This is a genomic window from Desulfovibrio aminophilus DSM 12254, from assembly GCF_000422565.1.
Lineage (GTDB): Bacteria > Desulfobacterota > Desulfovibrionia > Desulfovibrionales > Desulfovibrionaceae > Aminidesulfovibrio > Aminidesulfovibrio aminophilus.
Genome location: NZ_AUMA01000006.1, coordinates 145,091 through 168,512, shown reverse-complemented (window position 1 = coordinate 168,512; position 23,422 = coordinate 145,091). Strand labels below are relative to the sequence as shown.

Below are 23,422 nucleotides of genomic sequence, written 5' to 3'. Positions count from 1 at the left end.
TCCTGAAAATTCACTCGCACCGTTCCCTAAAGAGGCTGTCCGCCGTCCCATTGTTCGACTCCGATCCTTCTTTTTTTCACCGCGCCCTGGACCTTCTCCCCTCGTCTCCTTTTTAAAATTTTTTGTAATTTACAAAAAATTGTTGACGCGAAGGCTCGGGCTGAGCCATACTGCTTGTGCAAACGGTCACAAGGAGCACCCCATGGCCACGAAGAAAGAGAAGCAGATCCTGGCAACCGTCGCCGAAACGACGGTCGATCCCGCAGAACGCGCGGCCATCTTCGAGAACTTGAAGGGGGTGGCCCGCACCGTGGTGCGCACCTTCGGCCGCAACTGCGAGATCGCCCTGCACGACTTCCAGGATCTGGAGCACTCCCTCGTCCACCTGGAGGGCACGGTCACGGGCCGCAAGCTCGGCGCGCCCATCACCAACCTGGTCATCAAGGCCTGGCGCAAGGACGGCGATGCGGTGCGCGACCTCGTGAACTATCCGAGCACCTCGCGCGGCGGCCACCATCTCAAGTCCTCCACCAGTTTCATCCGCGACGGCGCGGGCCGGGTCATCGGCGCGTTCTGCCTCAATTTCGACCTCTCCGAATTCGAGGCAATGCAGAGCGCCATCGAGGATCTCACCCGCGTGGACACCTCCGAGGACAAAGGTGTGGGCGAAACGTTCGCGGCCTATATCAACGAAACCAACGACGCGGTCATGGAGGCGGCGATCCGCAAGGCGGGCAAGCATCCCTCGGGCATGAACCGGGAGGAGAAGCTCGAGTTCATCCGCATCCTGGACGAAGAGGGCGCGTTCCTCATCAAGGGCATGGTCGGCTACGTGGCCCAGGTCATGAACGTGTCCATCTACACGGTCTACAACTACATGCGCCAAATCAAGAGCGGCCAGCGCTGACGCCGCCGCCGAAAACAAAAGGAGCATTCAGATGAAGGAAATCGTCGTCACCAAACAGGCTCCCGCCGCCATCGGCCCCTACTCCCAGGCCATCAAGGCCGGCGGGTTCGTCTTCGCCTCGGGCCAGATCCCGCTCATCCCCGAGTCCGGGGAAGTGGACGGCGCGGACGTGAAGACCCAGGCCCGCCGCAGCCTGGAGAACCTGACCGCCGTGCTCAAGGCCGCCGGAGCCTCCCTTGAGGACGTGGTCAAGACCACCGTCTTCATCACGGACATGGCCGAGTTCCCGGCCGTGAACGAGGTGTACGCCACCTACTTCCCGGCCAATGCCCCGGCCCGTTCCTGCGTGGCCGTGGCCGCCCTGCCGCGCGGGGTCAAGGTCGAGGTCGAAGCCATCGCCCAGTTGAAATCCTGAGGAGGTACGAGATGTTCGTGAAGAATCTGCTTTGTCCCAAGTGCCGGGCCACCTACGACAGCGAAAAGGTCATCCAGCTCTGCGAGTGCGGCGCGCCCCTGCTCGTGACCTATGAACTGGATAAGGTCGCCAAGACCCTGACCAAGGACGAACTGGCCAAGCGCCCGGCTACCCTCTGGCGCTACCGTGAACTGCTGCCCGTGCGCGACGAGCGCAACATCGTCAGCCTCGGCGAGGGAATGACCCCGCTGGTCCGCTTCGAGCGCCTGGGCGCGGACGTGGACATGCCGGAGCTGTACATGAAGGACGAGGGCATCATCCCCACCGGCACCTTCAAGGCGCGCGGCGCGGCCGTGGGCGTCTCCCGCGCCAAGGAACTGGGCATCAAAACCCTGGCCATGCCCACCAACGGCAACGCGGGCGGCGCCTGGTCCGCCTACTGCGCCCCGGCGGGCATCCGTGCGGTCATCGTCATGCCCAAGGACGCCCCGGAGATGAACCGCAAGGAGATCGCCGTCACCGGAGCCTCGCTGTTCCTGGTCAACGGCCTCATCTCCGACGCGGGCAAGATCGTGGCCCGGGCGGTCAAAAAGCACGGCTGGTTCGACGCCTCCACACTCAAGGAGCCGTACCGCATCGAGGGCAAGAAGACCATGGGACTGGAGCTGGCCGAGCAGTTCGGCTGGGAGGTTCCGGACGTGATCCTCTATCCCACTGGCGGCGGCGTGGGCCTCATCGGCATCTACAAGGGTCTGCGCGAACTCCAGGCCATGGGTTGGATCGGCGAGAAGCTGCCCAGACTGGTGGCGGTGCAGGCCACGGGCTGCGCGCCCATCGTCAAGGCCTTCGAGGAAGGAAAGAAGGAATCGGCCTTCTGGGAGAACGCCAAGACCTGCGCCTTCGGCATCACCGTGCCCAAGGCCCTGGGCGACTTCCTGGTCCTGGACGCCATCGCCAAGACCAAAGGCTGCGCCATCGCCGTCGACGACGCCGAAACCCTCAAGGCCCAGAAGATGATCGCCAAGCGCGAGGGCGCGTTCATCTGCCCCGAGGGCGCCACCACCCTGGCCGCGGCCATGGAACTGCGCCGCAAGGGCTGGATCTCCCGCTCGGACAAGGTCGTCCTGCTGAACACGGGCACGGGCCTGAAGTACCCCGAAACCGTGGACTGCAACCCGCCGCTGCTCCAGCCGGATCAAGACATCGACTAGGGCGCGGAGAAGACGGGAAGGAGAATCAAAGACACGAACCGCAGGAGTCCGTGAGAGGCATGTGCCCCGGACCGGGCGGCCGCGGCTGCCACCGTGCGCCGCCCGGCGTAATGGGGACCGAAACCCCCATCACACTGAAGCCAGAGGAGCATCCCCATGTCGAGAGGAGTCCGCAAGCTCAGTCTCCCGACGCAAATGGCCATCGGAATGGCCGCCGGCCTGTTGGCCGGCATGGTGGCCCCGTCCTTACACCTGGAGGCAGCGTTCTTCAAGCCCCTGGGCCAGCTGTTCATCAACCTGGTACGCATGGTGGTCGTACCTTTGGTCTTCGCCACCCTGGTGGCCGGAGCGGCGGGCATCGATGACGCCCGCAAGCTGGGCCGCGTGGCCACCAAAACCCTCATCTATTACTTCGCCACCACCGGCATCGCCGTGGCCATCGGCCTGTTCATGGCCAACATGGTCGAGCCCGGAACAGGTCTGAGCCTCGCCACCACCGGCCTGAAGGCCAAGGAGGTCACGCCGCCGAGCATGGTCGACACCTTGCTCAACATCGTGCCCATCAACCCCGTGGAGGCCATGGCCAAGGGCAACATGCTCCAGGTCATCTTCTTCGCGGTGGTCTTCGGCTTCGCTCTGAGTTCCATGGGCGAGACCGGACGCCCCCTGCTGCGCTTCTTCGAGCAGGTGGCGGACGTCATGGTCCGCGTCACCAACCTCGTCATGATCTACGCCCCCATCGGCGTGTTCGGCCTCATGGCCTACGCCGTGAGCCTGCACGGCCTCAAGGTTCTGCTGCCGCTCGGCAAGATCATCGTGGTCATGTACGCCGCCAGTCTGGCGCACGTCTGCATCACCTACCTGCCAAGCGTGCGCTTCATCGGCGGCATGTCGCCGCTGAAGTTCCTGCGCGGCGTGATCGAACCGGTCCTGGTGGCCTTCACCACCTGCTCCAGCGCCGCCGCCCTGCCCTCCAACCTGCGCTCGGTGCAGAAGCTCGGGGCCTCCAAGTCCGTATCCAGCTTCTCCATCCCCCTGGGCAACACGGTGAACATGGACGGCGCGGCCATCTACATGGGCGTGGCTGCGGTCTTCGTGGCCGAGGTCTACGGCATCCCCATGCCCCTGGACAAGCAGATCACCGTCCTGCTCATGGCCATGCTGGCCTCCGTGGGCTCGGTGGGCGTGCCCGGCGCGGCCCTGATCATGATCACCATGGTCTTCACCCAGGTGGGCATCCCGCTTGAGGGCATCGCCCTGGTGGCAGGCGTGGACCGCGTCATGGATATGGCCCGCACCACTCTGAACGTCCTGGGCGACGCCACCGGCGCGGTGGTGGTCTCCCGCCTCGAAGGCGATCTGACCAATGGAGACGAGGCCGCCGCGACGGAAAACGCCTGATACCCGCCCCCCACGTCGCACGCCTCGCACGGCCCCCGGTTTCCGCCGGGGGCCTTTTTCATCTCATGCGGCGTCCGCCTCGGCCGAAAAGTTCGCCGTCCAGGAGCAGATGGGAGAGGTAACCCAGGCCCAGTGCCAGGGCGTAGGGCAGGAAGTCGGCGGCCGGGCGGTCGTAGAGGAAGACCGGCACGGCCCAGACCGCCTGGGGGATGAGCAGCATGGACCAGACCGAGTGGGTCCAGCCCCGATGCGGGGTCACGCCCGGAATGATCGCGGCCAGCCCGAGGTAGGCGGCCCATTCGTAGCGCTTCTGGAACAACAGACCCGCGTCCAGGGCCAGCAGCGCGGCATAGAACAGATACTGGCCCTTGGACTTGGTGTCGATATCCGGGAACAGGGCCCCCACGAGGCAGAAACCAGTGAGCCCAGCCAGGGTCAGCCAGTCCCGCGGCAGCAGGCCCAGGAGCCAGAGCCCCAGCCCCAGCAGCCCGGCGGCGCAGAGCGCCCCGGCGATGTGTCCCTTGTACCCCGGCATGGCGTCACCTGAAAAAAACGGCCCGGACTCTCGCCCGGGCCGTCCGCGTTTCCGAAGGCCCGCTGGGGCCTAGAACATGTCCTTCTCGGACTCGGCGATGGTCTTCTGGATGGTGTCCTGGAGCTTCTTGGGCAGGCCCATGATCTCCACGTTCAGGAAGCCGCGCACGATGGTCGAGGTGGCCTCCTCCTCGTCCATGCCCCGGGCCATGAGGTACTCGATCTCTTCCTGGGCGATCTTGCCCACGGCGGCCTCGTGGGACAGCTCCACTCCGGCCACCGTGCCCTTCAGCTCGGGGATGGCGTGGATCACGCCCTTGCCCAGGATGAGGCCCTTGCATTCCAGGTGTCCGCGCGCGGGCACGGCGTTGGCCTCGATCATGGCGGGCACGATCATGGTGCCGCCGGTGGTGATGGTCCGCGAGATGATCTCGGCCCTGGTCTCGGGCGCGTCCATGATCACCCGGTTGCCCATGTTGAGCAGGGAGCCCTCCGGGGCCACGACCACGGAGTTGAAGCGGGCCACGGCCCCGCGTCCGGCCAGGCGGATGGTGGGATACATCTGGAGGTCGTGCACCGGCTTCATGAGCACGTAGTTGCTCAGGTACACGCCGCCCTCCTCCACCAGACCGTAGGAGCGCGGTCGCACGGTGACCTTCTCGCCCCAATTGTGGATCATGGTGAAGGTCAGCTTGCCGCCCTTCTTGACGTAGAATTCGGAGATGCCGAGGTGCGCGCCCTCGGTGTGCTGATCCGAGACGAGGCAGCCGGTGATGATGTGGACCTCGGAATCCTCCTCCACCACCACGATGTTGTGCACGTTCTGCCCGGCCTTGTCGGCCTTGATGAGCAGACAGGACTGCACCGGCTTTTCGATCTTGGCCCCCTTCCGCGTGCGGATGAAGTAGCCGCCGTGGAGGTTTTCGGCCGCCGCGCGGGTGAACTCGTCCTGGTTCTTGTCGATGAGCTTCCAGAAGTATTCGGGCAGCCCGTCATACTTGGCCAGGGCCTTCTTGATGTCCATGATCTCCACGGCCGGGTCGTTGGACTCGCAGTGGACGTTGGAGTGGTCCATGTGCAGGAAGGAGGCGCTGCGCTCCTTCTCCTCCACGTCCACGCCGGTCATGACGAGCTGTTCCTTGTCGGCCTCGGAGAGGACGCGCAGGTCGGGAATGGCCTCGTGATCCAGTCCCTGGAAGGTGAAGTTCGAAAGATCGACTTTGCTCATGGCTTGCTCCTCAGTGCAGGCAGCGCACGCATTCCTGGTAGCCGTAGGAGCGGATGTGCTCCAGAATGTCCCGGGGCCGGGCCTCGCAGCAGAGGTGCCCGTTGTAGAGCACCTGTCCCCGGTCGGCGTTGACGTAGTCCAGGATGTAGCCGGTGTGGGTGATGATGAGCCCGGAGCGGGCGGTGCGCGACTTCTGCTCCTTCATGGACAGCGGGGCCCGGGGCGAAAGCTCCCCGGAGAGCAGGGAGCGGACCACCTTGCCGATGAGCTGCATGTTCTCCAGGTCCACCCCGGACTCGGGCTCGTCGAAAAGCACGAGCTTGGGGTTTTGGGCCATGAGTTGGAGGAGTTCCGAACGCTTGATCTCGCCGCCGGAGAAGCCGGCGTTGATGTCGCGCTCCAGGAAGTCCGTAAAGTTGACCTTCTCGGCCAAGGCCTCGACGTCCACCGGACGCCCCTGTCCGCACATCTGCACGAGATGGCGGGTCTTCAGGCCGTGGATGGTCGGCGGGCGCTGGAAGGACATGCCCAAGCCGAGGCGCGCGCGCTCGTAGGACGGGGCGTGCGTCACATCCTGGCCTCGGAAGATGATCCGGCCGCCGGTCACGGTGTAGCCGGAAAAACCCATCAGGGTCATGAGCAGGGAGGTCTTGCCCGAGCCGTTGGGGCCGAACAGGATGAAGGTCTCCCCTTCCTGGATATGCAGGTTGATCCCCTTGAGGACCTCCCGCTCGCCGATTGAGACGCGCAAGTCTTCGATCTTGAGCATGCCGTTCCTCGCTCTGAAGTCAAGATGGCCGGAAGCGGAACAAGTCCGCGCGGCCTGCCGGTTGTACAGAAGCCCGGGCGTGAAGTCCAGGAAATCCCGGACGGCGCAGAGTTCTAAGATGAGTCACAAGGCGGCGATGTCAAGGGTCGCCCCCCTTGACGCCGGGGCCCGGCGGCCCCATCATCTGGGCCAACGAAACGTCCGGAGCCGCCATGACCAAACGCATGAAGTCCCTCTCCGACCTCAAGTCCCTGACCCTCGAAGCCACGGACGACAAACCCGCGCCCATCACCGCCCGCTCCGTCAAGGCGGCTCTCAAGGCGGCCGGCGGCAAGCCGTTCCATGTCACGCCCGCGAAGCCCAAGGAGCCGCCGACGCCCGCTCCCGACCCCGGCGGCGACGAGGAGGATCTTTTCCTGAACGCCATGCAGGGGGTGGACCGCATCCACGAGGACCAGGGCCGTCAGGTCACGGCCCGCCCCGCCGCGCCCGAGCCGGCGGCCCCTCCGGCCGCCAACGACGAGGCCCAGGCCCTGGCCCGTTTCCTGCGCGGCGAGATCGACTTCGAACTGGAGTTTTCCGAGGAATACATGCACGGCGTCGTGCGCGGGTTGGACCGGAAGATATTCCAGATGCTCAAGAGCGGGCGACTCTCGCACGAAGCCCATCTGGACATGCACGGGCTCAACGCGGACCAAGCATATGACGGCCTGCTCTTCTTCCTGCGCGAGAGTTATCTTCAGGGGCGACGTTGTGTGCTGCTCATCACCGGACGGGGCAAGAACTCCCCGGGCGGCCAGAGCATCCTCAAGCGGGAGATTCAGACCTGGCTCACCCGCGAACCCCTGCGCCGTGCGGTGCTGGCCTTCTGCACGGCCCAGCCCAAGGACGGCGGCGCGGGAGCGCTCTACGTGCTCCTGCGCAAGGTGAAGAAGAGCCAGGGCAAGGTGCGCTGGGACACGCTGACCAACTGGGAGACGGAGGACTTCTAGGCCGCGGCTTCGCGGGGCGCGGCGTCCTTCTGTCCCATGCCCCGCACCAGGGCCAGCTCCTCGGCCGAGAAGATGCGGCCGATGTCCAGGATGATGATGAAGTTCTCGTCCTGGCGGCCCATGCCCCGGATATACTCGGCGTTCACGGCCGCGCCCATCCTGGGGGCGGGTTCGATGGCCTCGGGAGCCATCTCGAAGACCTCGCGCACCGAATCGACCAGCGCGCCCATGACCGTGCGCTCGCCGTCGAAGTCGATCTCCACGATGATGATGCAGGTGTCCACCGTGTCCGAGCCCTTGGACATGCCGAGCTTGAGGCGCATGTCCACCACTGGCACCGCGTGGCCGCGCAGGTTGATGACCCCGCGCATGTAAGCCGGGGTGCGGGGAATCTTCGTGATGGTCGTCAGCTCCAACACCTCGCGCACGGTGCCGATGTCCAGGGCGAAGATCTCCTTGCCCAAGGTGAAGGTCAGAAACTGGTTGATGTCTTTGGCGGCGTTCTCGTCCATGCGTCCTCCCAGCCCGGGGGCCCGTGATTGCCGGATTCTTCTCGCCTGAAACGAAGGTGCCTCCGGCGGGCCGCGCTGTCAATGAAAAGGCCGAGATTATAAAGGGAGCCTTGCGGCTTTCCCTGTTGACAATCCACGGGGCGAAGGGTATCAACCTTCCCTCGCGACGATGTCGGGATGTAGCGCAGCCTGGAAGCGCACTTGAATGGGGTTCAAGGGGCCGGAGGTTCAAATCCTCTCATCCCGACCACGATGCGACAATGAAAACGGCAGGTTATCACCTGCCGTTTTTCGTTTTCCGAAGGGGAATTAAGGGTTGTGTTCCCTTTGTGTCCCCTTCGGGCGGACCAGCGTAGTGCTTGGCCAGCTTTAGTTGCACGGCATTGTCCATGAGCCCTTCCAGGTTACAATACCGGTCTGTCATCCTCACGTCTTTGTGCCCGATCATGACGGCAGCGTGTTTCATGGTCCCGCCAACAAGCAGGATGTTGGTACAAAAGGTATGCCGGTTATCGTGAAAATGGTAATCGTCGATCCCGAGTTCCGCACAAACAGCTGCCCACGCCTTTCGAAACTCCTTCTTTCTGGTGCCGTCCAAATGACCAAGCACGTGGTCCCCGCGCACCGTGATATGCCGCCGCTCCCGGCGTTCTTGAAGATGTTCCTTCCTTTCCAGCAATGCGGCCCTGGTGCGGGGCATCAGCAGTTGCAGCCGCTCTTGCTGGTTCTTGGTTCGATAGAACCGAATCATCCCTTCATTTCGAAATGAGAAGTCGATGTCCGTCCACTTCAAATCAAGGATTTCCTGACGGCTACAGCCATGCTCAACCGCCAGCAATATTATCAGCGGCAGATAATGCTTAGCGGACGACCGAGCCGCCTCCTCCAACAGACGATCCACATGCTCCGGTAACAGGAACGCTTTGCGTTCGTGCTCTTTCTCGCTCAGATACCGGATTTTGGCCGAAGGGTCCTGTCGGATCACGCCATCATGCAGCGCTTTGGACAGGACCTGCTTGGCGATGAACAGTCGCCTGTTCGCCAAGGCGGGCGAAAAACTATCCGACACGTCTGCCCGATAATCCAGCAGGACCTGCTGCGTGAGGCTGGAAATCAGACGCTTCCCCCATACTTTCACCAAGGGAGCCAGGAAGGTTTGGTAGCCTGCCAGGGTGACGGCGCTCATGCTCCCTTCCTTCACCCTGCGTCGCCATTCCGCCAAACATTGCTCGGCAACCTGCCCGAAGGTCGTGCTCCGGCTTTTCACGGCTGTGGCCCGGTCTTCCGGGGCCTGGCCGCCGGATAGCAGCTGCTTCAGCTTCGTCCGTTCGGCATCGGCTTCATGCCAGGTGCGGTACGTGGCGTGGTGTTTCTTCTCGCCGGTTCCCGGCACCTTGTACTGCACGATGTAGCTTTTGCCTTTGGTGCGCTTCCGCGCAACAATAGTAACAGTTGCCATAGGTCATCGCTCCATCGAGCTTTCTCCCGTCGACATCCCTATTTGGCTGTCAATGAACTTGCGCAGGTCGGTTCCCCTGACCCGCGTACAGGACCGTATCGCGAGCGCTGGCAAAGCGCCAGAGGCGATCAGCCGCGAGATTGTGGAACGGTGGACCCTCAAGATTCGGGCGACTTCTTCCATGGTCAGCAGTTTCAGTTCGGTGCACATCATCCCTTGGCTCCTGGGCGGTACGAACGGCTATCCATGCTGTTGCGCGCTCGCCCGCAGCCGGTTGGCGTTGGTTCCTCATTGCCTCTGATGACCCAAGCAAACCACCGGGCCGCCCTAGCGGACAAGACCTTGAGGGGGGAAATTTTAAAAAAACCTTTTTCCGCCTAGGGCAGGCTTGGAGCCCTGGGCGGAAAAAGGGGGGGACAGGGGCCTCAGGCCCCTGCGGGAGGGGTCACGGGGGGGGCTGGTCCCCCCCGAAGGCCGATGGCGGGGTGAGAAATCAGAAGTACGTCGTCCCAGGTTGCAGCGTAGGCCTATTTGCTGCTTCCCAAATAGGCATTCGATATGTCGCGCCGCCCTGGCGAATGTCCTGCCGTGGCTTCAATTTGATCGCGCACCTCAGCATCACGTTGCATCCAACCCGTTCCCGCTACATTTTGGGCCGCTTCCTGGAACGCATCCAGTGATGAATGACAATTGGGCGGTAAAAATCCGCAATGGTCCTTGTACATTTTGCGAAATCGCTCATGACGGCACCCATGAAGGGTGCACCCCATTTCTTTTTTCGTCATACCATGTGTCCTGGCCGCATAGTCGACGCGGTGTAGCCACTCGTCGCCCATTCCTTGGGGCATCAGATTATAGATTCCTTTCCGGTTCGATGGGCTGACGAAAGCCTCAGCCCGCTTCAGGGCGGTTTCTTGTTGTTCAGACAGAGCCTCAATGACCCGCGGGCGGCCGCCTTTTGTGCCATGCTGTATCAATAGTGTGTGCTCAATCCGGTTCCAGTCATTAACCAAATCGACCTTGGCCGCTTCTTCCCGCCGCAAGCCCAGTTGGTACATCAGCTCGATTTGTGCTGCTGCCCGGGGAGCATGAACATAGCTTGTATCCATCCGAAGTGCGTGCAGCACCTGTGCAACCTTGTCCGGATCGGCTGCCTTGGTTGTCGGGTTGGCGATGGTGCCCCGATGCACGCCGAAGGTACTGTTGTCCCGGCTTACGCATTCGTTGCCGTAAGCCCTACACACATGCCTGGCGGCTGAAAGGACTTCAGCGATTCTCCCGTCTCCAGCCCCTCGCCCGCGCATCTGGTCCACAACGCGTTGGAAATGCTTATTGTTCAGGTTGCTCCATTTCTGGGCACCCATGCGCGCCGCGCGGAGCGTTTGGGCAAAGAATCGCGCGGTTTCCCGAATTCTTTCCTGCTTACTTCTCGGGCCCGACAAGGTGCCGCGGTTCACCCCAAAGACCAAACTGTCAGATTTCCCGGCCATGTGTTCCCTCCCGGTTGCCCTGGTACTCCTTCAGGGAACACCACCGATGACTCGGAGCGCAAGAGCGGTAAGGGGGGAATGGATACTTTTTTGAAACACGAAAACCCCGACAGGCGGGGTGTTCGATCTCGTGGAATGGCAAACGCGGAACATAGGCCGCGTCATTTTGCGTTCCCTATCAGGCTGGCTGTCGGGATCCATTCGCCATATTCTGGGGAAGCCCCAGGGCAAAGCGACCCAAAGGGTCGCCTGTGGCGGAATCCACCACACACAGCAGCTACGGGATGAACAAATGCCCTTTTCCCACTGGGAATGGTCCCGCGAATTCAGTCAATAGCGGATGCTGCCCCGCTGGCGCTATGTCCAGCGTTTGATATGGCAGCCATGGGGGAAGGCGGCAATGACGAGGGAGCCCTCGCCATTCATCCAGCAACGGGTGCGCAGTGTGGCCTGAAGGATGCGTTTGGATTGTAACCAGGGTCGTTTGGTCGGAAAACGGTGTGCGAAGTCTTGCAGTTTCTTAATTTCACAGCGTCATCAGTTTTGATTCCATCAAAACCGATGACGCGACTTCCGGTGTGCTGTCTGACCTCCTTGGGGTTGAAGAAACCAATGGTTTCCTTAAGCATACCACGCCCCAAAGAAAACGCGCAAGCGCCTACCAGGAAACCATAAACCCTGCCAGAAACCTACAGTCGCCGGTCGTACATTCAAACTGACCGAGCCCCCGATAATTCCAAATTCTGAAAAAAGTCCCACCGGAAAACGCGTTGTGGTGTTCTTTGAAACGTTGTCCCTTAGAATTCTGACATGTTGGCTACGGTTGAAAACGGTTTGAGAGGCAGGTTGGCTCACTTTCGAGTTCGAGGGCCCTCTTCTTAGAAACAATACCGCGGGCCGTCCGTTGTAACGCATGATACATTTAACTTGACACTATCAATGTATACTTGTATCAACAGTTACAAGAAAACGCAAATAGGCGCATAGGGGGAATACATGGAACACGCACTCACCATAGGCATGGTCCTCTCGGGACTGTTCTTCGGCTGGACCATCGGCTCGCACTACACCGGGGCCACCATGGGCATGGCCTACGGAGCTGGGGTCATCAAGAAGCCCATCACCGCCTGTCTGCTCATCGCCTTCTTCGTCATCCTGGGGGCCACGTTCGAAAGCCACAACGTGGTGCAGACCGTGGGCACCGGCATCATCCGGGGCGAGGACATGACCCCGCTGGGGGCCATGGTCATGATGTTTACCGCGGCCATGGTGACCGCGGCCAACACCTGGTTCAAGTGGCCCGTGTCCACCTCGCAGCTGGCCTGCTTCTCGGTGGTGGGCTCGGCCCTGGCCATGGGCGCGCCGGTCTTCTGGAAGACGACCATCGTCTTCCTCTTCGTGACCTGGATCGGCACCCCCATCATGAGCGCCCTGCTCGGTTTCCTGCTCACCCGGCTGACCGACCGGGTGATGAAGAACTGCTCCGCCCGGGGCACCAAGTGTCTTCAGTGGGCGCTGCTGGCGGGCTGCTGCTACGCGGCCTACACCCTGGGAGCCAACAACACCGGCAACGCCGTGGGCGTGTTCTACGGCCTCAAGCTCCTGACGCCCATGAAGGCCGGGTTCATCGGCGGCATCGTCATGGCCATCGGCGCCCTGACCTGGGGCAAGCCCATTCTGGAAAAGGTCGGCAAGGGCATCGTCCAACTGGACCTGAACATGGGAGTCGGAGCCAAGCTGGCCCAGAGCATCACGGCCCACACTGCGGCGTTCATCGGCTACCCCACGTCCATGAACCAGGCGCTCATCGGCGGGGTGGCCGGGGCGGGTGGGGCTCGCGGGCTCAAGACTCTGAATCGCAAGGCACTGGCCGAGATCGTCTTCTCCTGGTTCTTCACGCCGGTGCTGGCCGGAATCGTGTCCTTCTGTCTCTACAAGCTGCTGCACTTCATTCTCAAGGTGCAGTGAGAGAAGGGAATGGACGTCTTCCTCCGACTGGTCCCTGTTCCAACCTTTTGCCGTGGAGTCCCCCGGTGAAAAGAGAAAACACCGTCCCTGCCGGCCAGACTCCGGCCAACACCATCACGGCCAGGCGCGCCACATGGTTCGTGGTGCTCCTCGGCATTGTCAGCCTCTTTGCGGACATGACCTACGAAGGGGCGCGCGGCATCATCGGCCCATATCTGGCGCTGCTCGGCGCCAGCGCCACCGTGGTGGGCGTGGTCGCCGGACTCGGGGAACTGCTCGGATACGCTCTGCGGCTGGTCTCCGGCCGCTTGGCGGACCGGACGGGACGGTACTGGCTGGTGACCATCTGCGGTTATCTGGTCAATCTCCTGGCCGTGCCGCTCTTGGCCATCACCGGGCATTGGCAGTACGCGGTGCTGCTCATGTTCGCGGAACGCGTCGGCAAGGCTCTGCGCTCCCCACCCCGGGACGCCATGCTTTCCTTCGCCGGAAAAACCATGGGCCGGGGCTGGGGGTTCGCCCTGCACGAGGCCATGGACCAGACCGGAGCCACCATTGGCCCTCTGCTCATGGCCGGTGTCATCGCCTGGAAAAACGGCCAGATCCTCCAAGACTACCAATTCGGCTTCGGCCTTCTGCTGATCCCCGCCCTGCTGTCCTTGGGGACCCTGGGACTGGCGCGCGTCCTGTTCCCCAATCCCCGCGACCTGGAGCGGCGCACGCCGGAGCTGGACACCCACGGTTTTGCCGAGCCTTTCTGGCTCTATCTTGCGGCAACGGCCTGCGTCGCCGCCGGATTCGCCGACTACCCCCTCATCGCCTATCACTTCCAGGCTCGGGCTGTGGTCGACGGAGGCTGGATCCCCTTCTTCTACGCCCTGGCCATGGCCGTGGACGGCGCCGCCGCCCTCGTCTTCGGCGCAGTTTACGACCGCAGAGGCATGGGCGTCCTCATCGCGGCCATGCTGGCGGGCGTCCTGGCCGCGCCGCTTCTGTTCCTCGGAGGATTCGCCGGCGCTATCTGCGGTGTCGTCCTCTGGGGCGTGGGAATGGGCGCCCAGGAGTCGGTCATGAAGGCCGTGGTTGCCGCCATGTCCCCGGCCGCCCGCCGCGGCTCGGCCTTCGGCGTCTTCAACATGAGCTTCGGAGTGTTCTGGTTCGCGGGCAGCGCCCTCATGGGCGTCCTGTACGACATGTCGATCCCGGCGCTGGTGAGCTTTTCCGTGGTCGTCCAGTTCCTGGCCATCCCGCTGATGCTTCTCGTCATGCGCCGTCATCGGGCCTCAACCAGCGCGGGGCACGATGTGAAGTGACCGGAGAAGAAAAAACCGCGCCGACTTCCGCCATCTTCCCAGGCGGACCGGTTCCGGCTTTACACGATTCGCCCCGAATCATACAAGGAAGCCACACGCCGGAATGACCGGACTCAACGACGGGGGTGGCAACGACGTGAAGTGGCTCTTTTTCTCCTACACGGTGCCGACGCAGCCGTCCCGGGCCCGCGTCAGCGTCTGGCGGCAGCTCAAGAAGATGGGGGCGGTGAACTGCCTGTCCTTCTGGATCCTGCCGCACCATGTGGACAGGATCGCCGCCTTGGAAAGGCTTTCCACCGAAATCGCCGCCTGCAAGGGCGAAAGCATGCTGATCGAAGGCAAAACCTTGGGCCCGGAGGACGAGGCGCGTATCAAATCCGCGCTCATGGAGTCCGGCAACGAGGAATACGGCGAACTCCTGCACAAGTGCGACGATTTCCTGTTGGAAATTGAAATGGAGACGAAGAAACAGAACTTCATCTTCGGCGAGGTGGAGGAAAACGAGGAAGAACTGGACAAGCTTAAAAAATGGTTGAATAAAATTGAAAAAAGAAACCCCGTCAACTCGCCCTTGCGCAAAGACGTTCTGAAAAAAATCAAGCGCTGCGAAAAGGCGCTGGACGACTTTTCGCGCGCTGTTTATGATAGGGTCCACGGGAAGAAGGACTAGGCACGGCCTTCCCTTCTTCCCTCCAGGGGATGGGGTCCCCCTTGATCCGCTTGTGAAGCCGATGACTCCTGCCGAAAATGATGCGGCAGGAGTCTGTGCAGCAACCGACCACGCCGCGAGGCGTGGTTTTTTTGTTGGGCCCCGCACGGAGCAAAGGACAACGACTATGAGACAGCCCACCTCCCTCCGGGACGTGATACTCCATCTGGAATTTCCCGTGCGCCACACCGGGGAGGACGACCCGTGCCTGCGCCGCGCGGCCCTGCTGCCGGGCTTCGAGAGGACGGGCGAAGGCGGCCGCGTGCGCCTGGGCCTGGGCCAGGCCGGGGTCCTGCGGGACGTGCTCCTGGACCTCTGGAAAGAGGCCAAGGGCCACCCGGGCTCGTTCCTGCGCCTGGATGGGCGGGACTTGGACCTGGAGGGCCTCAAGGAGGTCCTGGCGGTGCTGGACTGCGCCGGGGCTCGGGATGCGGCCCGGGAGGGCCGGAAATACTGCGTGCCGGGCCAAGGTGGCTGGAACTGGGGCTGCCGTCGCCTTGCCCATGTGCCACCCTGGGACGGGGCGGGAGAAACGGACAAGACGGCACTCAAGCAACGACTCCGGGACGAGACCGCCCGGAAACGGCTGGAGCTGTGTCCGCATTTCGACGCGACGCAGGCCGAAGCCCTGGCGGACGCCCTGCCGCGGGACTGCGCGCCGCCCGAGGCCCGGCCCGTGGTTGATCCGGGTCGCGCCAAGCCCCCGGCAGGCGGGGCGTCCGCGGACATCTCCGGCGCGCAACCCGGACGCCTGATTCCCAGGACCAGCTATACCGACGTGGGCGGGCTGGATCAGGCCGTGCGCACCCTGCGCGAGACTGTGGAATTGCCGTTGAAACACCCGGAAGTCCTGCGCCGTCTGGGCATCGCGCATCATCGCGGTGTGCTCCTCTTCGGCCCGCCGGGCTGCGGCAAGACACTGCTGGCCCGGGCTCTGGCCCACGAGTCCGGAGCCGCCTTCCTGCCGGTGAGCGGGCCAGAGCTCATCACCAAGTGGCACGGCGAATCCGAGGAAAAGCTGCGTGAACTTTTCGACGAGGCCCAGAAACGCCAGCCGGCCATCGTCTTCTTCGACGAGATCGACGCCATCGCCCAGTCGCGCTCCTCGGACGAGAGCCTGCGCCTGGACAGTCGCTTCACCACCCAGCTCCTGACTTTGCTGGACGGAGTGTACGACCTGGGCCGGGTCTTTGTCCTGGCCGCCACCAACCGGCCCGACCTCCTGGACCGGGCCCTGCTCCGGCCCGGCCGCTTCGACCGGCTCATCGAGATTCCGCTGCCGGACCTGGACGGACGGCGGAAAATCCTGGGAATCCATACCCGGGGCCTGCCTCTAGAACGCAACGTGGACCTGGCCGCCCTGGCCGGGGACATGGACGGACTCACGGGGGCGGACATCGCCTGCCTGGTGCGCGAGGCGGCCTATGCCTGCCTGCGCAGGCGTTTCGACCTGGACGATCTGCTGCGTGAACCGGCGGCGCTGCCCGAGGACCGGCTCAAGAATCTACGTGTGACGGCCAGGGACTTCCGCCAAGCCCTTGCCTCGGTGCGCAAAAGAACGGAGAATCTGAACCTGTGAGCAAGATGCTTCTCATGGCCCTGGCCGGGGCCGCCGGAACCCTGGCCCGGTACTGGCTGTCCGGCGCGGTCTACGGCGTCATGGGCCGGGATTTCCCCTGGGGCACGACAGCGGTGAACATCCTCGGGTCGTTCCTGTTCGGCCTGGTCTGGGTCCTGTCCGAGGAGCGGCTGCTCCTTGGCGGCCCAGCCCGGATGGTCATCCTGGTCGGCTTCATGGGGGCCTTCACCACCTTTTCCACCTTCATGTTCGAAACCGGCGAGTTGATCCGCTCGGCCCAATGGCTCCTCGCCGGACTCAACTTCCTGGGACAGGGCCTGCTCGGCCTGTCCTGCCTGGCGGCGGGCATGCTGCTCGGCAGGCTGATCTGACAAGGAGCGACACGATGCATATCAAGATCGATGCGGAAATCCTGCGCGTCTACGTGGGGGAAAGCGACCAGATCAAGGGCCGCCCGCTTTTCGAAATCGTGGCCGAGGAGGCCAGGAAACGCGGGCTGGCCGGGGCAACAGTGCTCCGGGGCGTTCTCGGCTTCGGGGCCAACAGCCTAGTGCATACCGCCAAGATCCTCCGATTGTCCGAGGATCTGCCCATGGTGGTGGAGATTGTGGACCGCCCCGAGCGCATCACAGCCTTCCTGCCCTGGCTGGAGGAGACCGTCAGCGAGGGCGCGGTGATTCGCCAGCAGGTTCAGGCGACCTTCTTCCATCCCATGCGGGTCAGCGACGTCATGACTGCGGACGTGGCCACAGTGCCGCCGGACGCTCCCCTGTCCCGGATCCTGGCCGCCATGCTCGAACGGGACATCAAGGCCGTTCCTGTGGTCCAGGACGGGACGGTGCTCGGGATCGTGACAGGCGGAGACCTTCTCGAACGCGGCGGCATGTCCCTGCGCCTCAGCCTGCACCGGGAGCTGCCCGGTCTTGTCCGCGAAGCGCAGGTCAAGGCGCTGGACCATTCGGGAAAGACGGCCCGGGACGTGATGACCGCCCCGGTGGCGACCATCGGCATCCGGGCCAAGGTGCCTGAAGCGGCCCGGCTCATGGCCAAAAAGAAGATCAAACGGCTGCCGGTGCTGGACGAGCGCGGCAAGCTGGCCGGCATCGTCAGCCGCATCGACGTGCTGCGGACCATCGCCACCGCCGCCTCCGTGGCCGACAGCCTGCCCGGTCTGCCTGGCCGCCTGGACGGACTGGCCCGGGATGTCATGCTCCGCGACGTGCCCACGGTGGCCCCGGACGCGCCGCTGGACCAGGCGCTGAAGAAAATCCTGTCCTCGCCTTTGCGGCGCGTGGTGGTCGTGGACCAGGACCGCCGGATGCTCGGCATCATCCTGGACCGGGATCTGTTCCGCCGCTTTGCGGAAAAGACGCGCTCCGGGCCGCTACAGTCCCTGGCGGCGCTTTTCTCGCGGCAACCTGCCGAACCCTCCGGTTTGGAAGGAACCGCGGCCCAAGCCATGCGCACGACCGTGTTCAGCATCGCCGAGGAGACGCCGGTATCCCTTGTGCTCCAGGAAATGGTGCAACGCAAGGCCAAGCGGCTTGTGGTGACCGATGGGCAGGGCCACCTGTCCGGCATGGTGGACAGGGACCAGATGCTCAAGGCCATCGGGGGCGTGCAGTGACGCAATCCCGCATCCGGTCATGGGCGCGCGGGCTCGCGGCCATCTTGGCCGTGCTTCTGTTCCTGGGCGCCCTGTTCCTGGCCGTACGCGGCTGGAACAACATCCATGTGGTGGAGGAGGGGCGGATTTACCGCTCGGCCCAGCTGGACCCGGAAACACTGGGCCGCTTCATTGAAAAACACGGCATCCGCTCCATCCTGAACCTGCGCGGACGCCATCCGGACTCCCATTGGTACCAGCAGGAAACGGCCGTGGCCCGGGAACACGGGGTGGTCCTCTACGACCGCAAGCTTTCGGCCCTGGAGCCTGTCGCGCCAGGAACCCTGGACGAAATAATGGACTGCGTGGACCGGACGCCCAAGCCCCTGCTCATCCACTGCGAGGGAGGCGCGGACCGGACCGGGCTCGTGGTTTCGGCCTGGCTTTTCGCCAGCAGGCATCTCCCGGCGAGTGACGCGGCTGGCCAGCTTTCTTTGCGCTACGGGCACTTCCCCTGGCTCTGGAGCGATACAGACGCCATGGACCACAGCTACTGGGACTACGTCGCCGCACGGGGCGGCATCACCACACAGGCCGAACGGCCTTAGGAGGACCGCATGAAACGGACAATCCGGGCATTGGACGCCATGGAAATCCTTGATTCACGGGGCAACCCGACAATCCGTGTCTTCGTGGAACTGGAGGGGGAGGTCACTGCCTCGGCCTCCGTGCCCTCGGGAGCTTCCACCGGCGAGAACGAGGCCGTGGAACTCCGCGACGGTGACCCCAAGCGTTACGGCGGCAAGGGTGTCCTTCAGGCCGCCGCCAATGTCAGAGACAAAATCGCCCCGGCCCTGGTCGGCCTGGATTGCGCCCAGCAGGCCGAAATCGACCGCCGCATGAGGGAACTGGATGGCACCCCCACCAAGGCCAATCTCGGAGCCAACGCCATCCTGGGCGTGTCCATGGCCGTGGCCCGGGCTGCGGCAGAGGCTTGCGGCCTGCCTCTCTACGCCTATCTTGGTGGATCGAACGCCATGCGCATTCCCGTGCCCATGATGAATGTGCTCAACGGGGGCAAACACGCGGACAACAGTGTGGACTTCCAGGAATTCATGATCGCGCCCATCGGTGCGCCCTGCTTCGCCGAGGCCTTGCGCTACGGTTCGGAGACGTTTCATGCCCTCAAGGCCATTCTCAAGAAAAAGGGTCTCGCCACCTCAGTGGGCGACGAGGGCGGCTTTGCGCCCAACCTGGGCAGCAACGAGGAGGCCTGCGAGGTCATTCTGGAGGCCATAGATGTCGCGGGCTACGTCCCGGGCAAGGATGTGGCCCTGGCCCTTGACCCCGCCGCCTCCTCCTTCGGGGTGGGCGGCGCCTACGACCTGAAAAAATCCGGACAGGGCAGGAAAACAAGCGCCGAAATGGTCGCCCTGTGGAAGGCCTGGACGGATAAGTATCCGATCATCCTCCTGGAGGATGGCCTGGCCGAGGACGACTGGGAGGGCTTCGCTGCCCTGACCAAAGTCCTCGGCGACCGCATCCAGGTCGTGGGCGACGACATCTACGTCACCAACACCCGTTTCATTGAACGCGGCATTCACGAAAAAAGCAGCAACTCGGTGCTCATCAAGCTGAACCAGATCGGCACGGTGACCGAGACCGTGGAGGCGGTGCAGTTGTGCCGCAAGGCCGGATGGAGCTTCCTCATGTCCCATCGCTCCGGAGAAACCGAGGATTCCTTCCTGGCCGACTTCGCCGTGGCCATGGACGGCGGCCAAATCAAGTCCGGCTCGGTCTGCCGCAGTGAGCGCCTGTGCAAGTACAACCGCTTCCTGGAGATCGAGCGAGGGTTGGGAGCCGCGGCCAAGTTTGGGCGGTAGTGAAGCCGACCCGCAACGGCGCCTTGTCACAACGGGAGAAACGTCATGGCGGAAACATGGTTTCTCGCAACGATCTGGATCGGACTCGCCCTGCTCGCCACCTTGTTGTCCATCTGGTTTCGCATCGCCACGGCGCTCTCGGAAATCGTCGTGGGCACCGTGGCGCAGATGGTTCTGGGAGCCGTGCTCGGCGCCTCGCTTGGGGTCGGGGATTCCTGGATCAAGTTCCTCTCCGGTACCGGAGCCATTCTCCTGACCTTCCTGGCAGGCGCCGAGCTTGATCCGACCATCTTCCGCCAGAAATGGAAAGAGGCCACGGCCGTGGGGCTCTTGAGCTTTCTCGCGCCGTTTTTCGGTTGCGCTGCAGCTGCGCACTGGCTTCTCGGCTGGAACGCCACGGCAAGCTGGCTCGCCGGCGTGGCCCTGTCCACAACCTCGGTGGCCGTGGTTTACGCGGTCATGCTGGAGTTCGGCCTGAACAAGACCGAATTCGGCAAAACCCTTCTGGCCGCATGCTTTGTCACGGATCTCGGCACCGTGGTGGCCCTGGGCCTGATCTTCGCCCCCTTCACGTTGCGCACACTCATCTTCGCGGGCGTAGGCACGGCGGCGTTCCTGGTGCTGCCGTGGATCACCGTCCGTTTCTTCGGAAAATACGGAGGACGGCCTTCGGAATTGGAGGCCAAGTACCTGCTCCTGCTGCTCTTCGGCCTCGGCGGTCTCGCCGCCTGGGCCGAAAGCGAGGCGGTGCTTCCAGCCTATCTCATCGGCATGGTCCTGGCCGGAACCGTGGGCAAGGACCACGCGCTCATCCGCCGGCTGCGCACACTGACCTTCGGCCTGCTCACGCCCTTCTACTTCATCCGGGCCGGTTCCCTCGTGTCCGTGCCTGCCCTGGCCGCGGCGCCGATGGTCTTCGTGGTGTTGTTGCTGGTCAAGATGGCGGCCAAGTTCATCGCCGTGTACCCCGCCACCCGCTTTTTTGAGAATCCCCGGCAGGAGGGCATGTACTCGACGATGCTCATGTCCACCGGACTGACCTTCGGCAGCATCGCCGCCCTCTTCGGCCTGAACAAGGGAATCGTCGACGACGCCCAGTATTCCTATCTTGTGGCGGCCGTCATCGCCAGCGCAGTGGTGCCGACGCTCATCGCCAACAAGCTTTTCCTGCCGAGGCACCTACTTCGCTCCGGTGCCGGCAGAACGATTGTCATCCCCCCGCAGCAACCAGTTCAAACGCCAGGAGGCACCCCATGATCAGGAAGCTGCTTGTCGCCTATGACGCCTCGCCCCAGTCAGAAAAGGCATTCGACTTCGCAGTGGGCATCGCCGCGAAGTACGGCGCGAAACTCATCGTCTGCTCCGTGGCGACCCTGCCCGAGCCGCCAGTGAGCGTCGAGGTCTCCGCCGTGTTGGACCACGCGGAAGAATTCTATACGAAGCATTTCACCAAACTGGCAGCCCGCGCCGCAGCTGAAGGCATCACCCCCCGCTTCGAGCTGAAGGTAGGCCACCCCGCGGAGCAGATCATTCTTCTGGCCGAGGAGGAAAAGGTGCAGATGATCGCCATGGGGCATCGAGGGAACACGCTCGTCGAAAAATGGATGCTCGGCTCCGTGTGCCGACGGGTGATCAACTACGCCAACTGCACGGTATCCGTGGTGCGTTGAGCTGGATTCGGCTATTACATGGCGGCAATCATTGGTTGCAGCGGCCGCCTGTTTGGGATAGTTGCAGCCCAGAAAAAGAAAGGAGGTCCGAGATGTCAGCATCCGGCGACAGTAGCCCGATACCGAGTACCCATAACCCGGCTCCCGCGTCCCGGCCCACGACCCGACCTCTGGCATAGTCCCTCTGGTCCGTCCCCGCTGGCGCGCCGCCGGCGCATCAAGGAGACGGACCCATGATCCGCGACATCGATCTCGCCAAGCTGCGCTCCCTGCTGGCCGAATCCGACAGGACCGGGCTGCAGGCATTTTTCAACGCCATCCACCCCACCTTAGGGGCCGAAAACCTGGACTCTTTGCACCAGGAAGAGGCCGCCCGGATCCTCCCGCTGCTCGACCCGGAAAAGGGCGCGGAAGTGTTCGCCCATCTGGAGCCCGGCCGCCAAGTGGAGCTGGCCGCCCGGCTCAAGCGCCGCGACCTTGCCGCCCTCGTCACGGCGATGTCCCCCGACGATCGCGTGGACCTGCTCAAGCGCATTCCCGAGGAAGAGCGGGAGACCATCCTGCCCGGCCTGGCCCAGGCCGAACGCAACGACATTCTGAAGCTGTCGTCCTATCCCGAAGGCACGGCAGGGGCCATCATGACCTCGGAGTACGCCGCGCTCTCCCCGGACATGACTGCCCGGGAGGCCCTGGACGCCCTCCGCCTCGCGGCTCCGGACAAGGAAACCATTTACTACGCCTACGTCCTGGACACCGAGCGGCGGCTCTCCGGGTTCGTCTCGCTCAAGGACCTCATCCTGGCGCGGCCGGAAAGCCGGGTCGGGCAGTTCATGCACAAGGACGTGATCCTGGCCCAGGTGGACGAGGACCAGGAGTCCGCGGTGCGCAAAATCGCCAAGTACGACCTGCTGGCCCTGCCCGTGGTGGATGCCAACCGGTGCCTGGTGGGCATCATCACCCACGACGACGCCATCGACGTCCTGCACCAGGAGCACACCGAGGACATGGAGAAGCTCATGGCCATCGGCGGCCGCCACGAGGCCGGGGCCTACCTGCGGACATCCTCCTGGCGGCACTTCACCAACCGGGCCACCTGGATCGTGGGCTTGGCCGCTCTAGGACTGGTCTCGGGCATGATCATCCACGGCTTCGAAGACACCCTGACGAGCCTGCTCATCCTGGCCCTGTACATGCCCATGGTGGCGGACACCGGCGGCAACACGGGCAGCCAGTCGGCCACGGTGGTGGTCCGAGCCCTGGCCCTCGGGGAGATCAGCCCCCGCGACGTGCTGCCCGTGCTCTGGAAGGAGCTGAAGATATCCATCCTCCTGGCCCTGGTGCTGGGAGTCCTGTCCTACGGCAAGGTCCTCTTCCTTTCGGCGGATTCGGAACTCCCGCCGGGCTTCAACCTGGGCCCCATCGGCCTGGCCATCGCCCTGGCCCTGTCCCTCCAGGTGGTCACCGCCACCCTCATCGGAGCGGTACTGCCACTGGCGGCCGCGCGTCTGGGCAAGGACCCCGCCGTCATCGCCAGCCCGGCCCTGACCACCATCGTGGACATCACCGGACTGCTCCTCTACTTCGGGACGGCAAAAATGATCCTTGGAATATGAGGTGCACTTGATGAGTTTAAGAAAAATAACGTGTAACATCGGCGCAAACTGGGTCCATTGCCAAAGTAGAGACTTTTGGTCCATGAAAATGACCCAGAGTCTCTACTCTCAGCTGGCCTAGGACAGGGAGCTTTACAAATACGCCGTAGTACAGCGAACATTT

At 63.5% G+C, this 23,422-nt stretch carries 23 protein-coding genes, 1 tRNA gene and 1 riboswitch; of the genes, 17 read left to right on the top strand and 7 right to left on the bottom strand.

The annotated features are described in order from the left end of the window. Positions 1 to 202 precede the first annotated feature (202 nt). From H587_RS0102810 to H587_RS0102795, 4 genes are all read left to right on the top strand, one after another. Entirely contained in the window at positions 203 to 907 is a 705-nt protein-coding gene (locus H587_RS0102810) for a helix-turn-helix transcriptional regulator (RefSeq protein ID WP_051202393.1), read from the top strand. Positions 908 to 938: 31 nt separating this feature from the next. Continuing rightward, on the top strand, positions 939 to 1,322 hold the full coding sequence (locus H587_RS0102805) for a RidA family protein (RefSeq protein WP_027174971.1): 384 nt from the start codon (positions 939 to 941) through the stop codon (positions 1,320 to 1,322). An 11-nt stretch (positions 1,323 to 1,333) separates the two neighbouring features. Then, on the top strand, positions 1,334 to 2,533 hold the full coding sequence (locus H587_RS0102800; RefSeq protein WP_027174970.1) for a threonine synthase: 1,200 nt from the start codon (positions 1,334 to 1,336) through the stop codon (positions 2,531 to 2,533). 156 nt (positions 2,534 to 2,689) lie between these two features. Beyond that, positions 2,690 to 3,934 carry a dicarboxylate/amino acid:cation symporter gene (locus tag H587_RS0102795; RefSeq protein ID WP_027174969.1) on the top strand — a complete coding sequence of 415 codons (1,245 nt, stop codon included), beginning with the start codon at positions 2,690 to 2,692 and terminating at the stop codon, positions 3,932 to 3,934. 58 nt (positions 3,935 to 3,992) lie between these two features. Here the strand turns inward: H587_RS0102795 and H587_RS0102790 are convergent, their stop codons facing one another. The 3 genes from H587_RS0102790 to H587_RS0102780 all read right to left on the bottom strand — a co-directional run bounded on the left by H587_RS0102790 (position 3,993) and on the right by H587_RS0102780 (position 6,465). Then, a complete protein-coding gene (locus tag H587_RS0102790) occupies positions 3,993 to 4,469 on the bottom strand; it encodes a metal-dependent hydrolase (RefSeq protein ID WP_027174968.1) in 477 nt (158 codons plus the stop codon). 69 nt (positions 4,470 to 4,538) lie between these two features. Beyond that, complete coding sequence (locus H587_RS0102785; protein ID WP_027174967.1) at positions 4,539 to 5,696, bottom strand: SufB/SufD family protein; 1,158 nt, start codon at positions 5,694 to 5,696, stop codon at positions 4,539 to 4,541. A gap of 10 nt (positions 5,697 to 5,706) precedes the next feature. Next, positions 5,707 to 6,465 (bottom strand): ABC transporter ATP-binding protein, encoded by a 759-nt coding sequence (locus H587_RS0102780; RefSeq protein ID WP_027174966.1) that lies wholly within the window; start codon positions 6,463 to 6,465, stop codon positions 5,707 to 5,709. Between the two features lie 212 nt (positions 6,466 to 6,677). Between H587_RS0102780 and H587_RS0102775 the strand changes: the two genes are divergently transcribed. Beyond that, positions 6,678 to 7,457: a Smr/MutS family protein gene (locus H587_RS0102775; protein WP_027174965.1), complete on the top strand. Its 780-nt coding sequence runs from the start codon at positions 6,678 to 6,680 to the stop codon at positions 7,455 to 7,457. Here the strand turns inward: H587_RS0102775 and H587_RS0102770 are convergent. Further along, positions 7,454 to 7,969 (bottom strand): chemotaxis protein CheW, encoded by a 516-nt coding sequence (locus H587_RS0102770; protein ID WP_027174964.1) that lies wholly within the window; start codon positions 7,967 to 7,969, stop codon positions 7,454 to 7,456. The two genes, H587_RS0102775 and H587_RS0102770, sit on opposite strands and share 4 nt — an antisense overlap. Positions 7,970 to 8,142: 173 nt before the next feature. Here H587_RS0102770 and H587_RS0102765 point away from each other — a divergent pair. Beyond that, positions 8,143 to 8,219 (top strand) — tRNA-Pro (locus tag H587_RS0102765). A gap of 27 nt (positions 8,220 to 8,246) precedes the next feature. On the opposite strand, the gene H587_RS17005 is transcribed toward H587_RS0102765, so the two are convergent. The 3 genes from H587_RS17005 to H587_RS20140 form a co-directional block, all read right to left on the bottom strand. Next, positions 8,247 to 9,428 carry a site-specific integrase gene (locus H587_RS17005; RefSeq protein ID WP_084630357.1) on the bottom strand — a complete coding sequence of 394 codons (1,182 nt, stop codon included), beginning with the start codon at positions 9,426 to 9,428 and terminating at the stop codon, positions 8,247 to 8,249. 3 nt (positions 9,429 to 9,431) lie between these two features. Then, positions 9,432 to 9,638 (bottom strand): helix-turn-helix domain-containing protein, encoded by a 207-nt coding sequence (locus tag H587_RS21355; RefSeq protein WP_169432740.1) that lies wholly within the window; start codon positions 9,636 to 9,638, stop codon positions 9,432 to 9,434. 317 nt (positions 9,639 to 9,955) lie between these two features. Then, positions 9,956 to 10,918: an integrase domain-containing protein gene (locus tag H587_RS20140; protein ID WP_084630355.1), complete on the bottom strand. Its 963-nt coding sequence runs from the start codon at positions 10,916 to 10,918 to the stop codon at positions 9,956 to 9,958. A gap of 996 nt (positions 10,919 to 11,914) precedes the next feature. On the opposite strand from H587_RS20140, the gene H587_RS0102750 reads away from it, so the two are divergent. The 11 genes from H587_RS0102750 to mgtE all read left to right on the top strand — a co-directional run bounded on the left by H587_RS0102750 (position 11,915) and on the right by mgtE (position 23,259). Further along, positions 11,915 to 12,886, top strand: coding sequence for an inorganic phosphate transporter (locus H587_RS0102750; protein WP_084630353.1), 972 nt, complete (start codon positions 11,915 to 11,917; stop codon positions 12,884 to 12,886). 65 nt (positions 12,887 to 12,951) lie between these two features. Next, entirely contained in the window at positions 12,952 to 14,199 is a 1,248-nt protein-coding gene (locus H587_RS0102745) for an MFS transporter (RefSeq protein WP_211219483.1), read from the top strand. A 103-nt stretch (positions 14,200 to 14,302) separates the two neighbouring features. After that, positions 14,303 to 14,869 (top strand): Chromate resistance protein ChrB, encoded by a 567-nt coding sequence (locus tag H587_RS0102740; protein ID WP_211219482.1) that lies wholly within the window; start codon positions 14,303 to 14,305, stop codon positions 14,867 to 14,869. Positions 14,870 to 14,885: 16 nt separating this feature from the next. After that, a riboswitch (Fluoride riboswitch) is annotated at positions 14,886 to 14,947 on the top strand. 88 nt (positions 14,948 to 15,035) lie between these two features. Next, entirely contained in the window at positions 15,036 to 16,487 is a 1,452-nt protein-coding gene (locus H587_RS16995) for an ATP-binding protein (RefSeq protein ID WP_051202392.1), read from the top strand. Then, positions 16,484 to 16,858, top strand: coding sequence for a fluoride efflux transporter FluC (locus tag H587_RS0102730; RefSeq protein WP_027174960.1), 375 nt, complete (start codon positions 16,484 to 16,486; stop codon positions 16,856 to 16,858). Before H587_RS16995 ends, H587_RS0102730 begins: the two co-directional genes overlap by 4 nt. A 14-nt stretch (positions 16,859 to 16,872) precedes the next feature. Further along, on the top strand, positions 16,873 to 18,114 hold the full coding sequence (locus tag H587_RS0102725; RefSeq protein ID WP_027174959.1) for a DUF190 domain-containing protein: 1,242 nt from the start codon (positions 16,873 to 16,875) through the stop codon (positions 18,112 to 18,114). Further along, positions 18,111 to 18,701, top strand: coding sequence for a tyrosine-protein phosphatase (locus tag H587_RS16990; RefSeq protein WP_051202391.1), 591 nt, complete (start codon positions 18,111 to 18,113; stop codon positions 18,699 to 18,701). Before H587_RS0102725 ends, H587_RS16990 begins: the two co-directional genes overlap by 4 nt. A gap of 9 nt (positions 18,702 to 18,710) precedes the next feature. Then, a complete protein-coding gene (gene eno, locus H587_RS0102715) occupies positions 18,711 to 19,976 on the top strand; it encodes a phosphopyruvate hydratase (protein WP_027174958.1) in 1,266 nt (421 codons plus the stop codon). Positions 19,977 to 20,021: 45 nt separating this feature from the next. Beyond that, the gene (locus H587_RS0102710) at positions 20,022 to 21,233 is read left to right on the top strand and encodes a cation:proton antiporter (RefSeq protein ID WP_027174957.1); all 1,212 of its coding nucleotides are present in this window, start codon (positions 20,022 to 20,024) and stop codon (positions 21,231 to 21,233) included. Continuing rightward, positions 21,230 to 21,646: a universal stress protein gene (locus H587_RS0102705; RefSeq protein WP_027174956.1), complete on the top strand. Its 417-nt coding sequence runs from the start codon at positions 21,230 to 21,232 to the stop codon at positions 21,644 to 21,646. Before H587_RS0102710 ends, H587_RS0102705 begins: the two co-directional genes overlap by 4 nt. 233 nt (positions 21,647 to 21,879) lie before the next feature. Then, complete coding sequence (mgtE, locus tag H587_RS0102700) at positions 21,880 to 23,259, top strand: magnesium transporter (RefSeq protein WP_027174955.1); 1,380 nt, start codon at positions 21,880 to 21,882, stop codon at positions 23,257 to 23,259. The last annotated feature ends 163 nt before the right edge of the window (positions 23,260 to 23,422 follow it).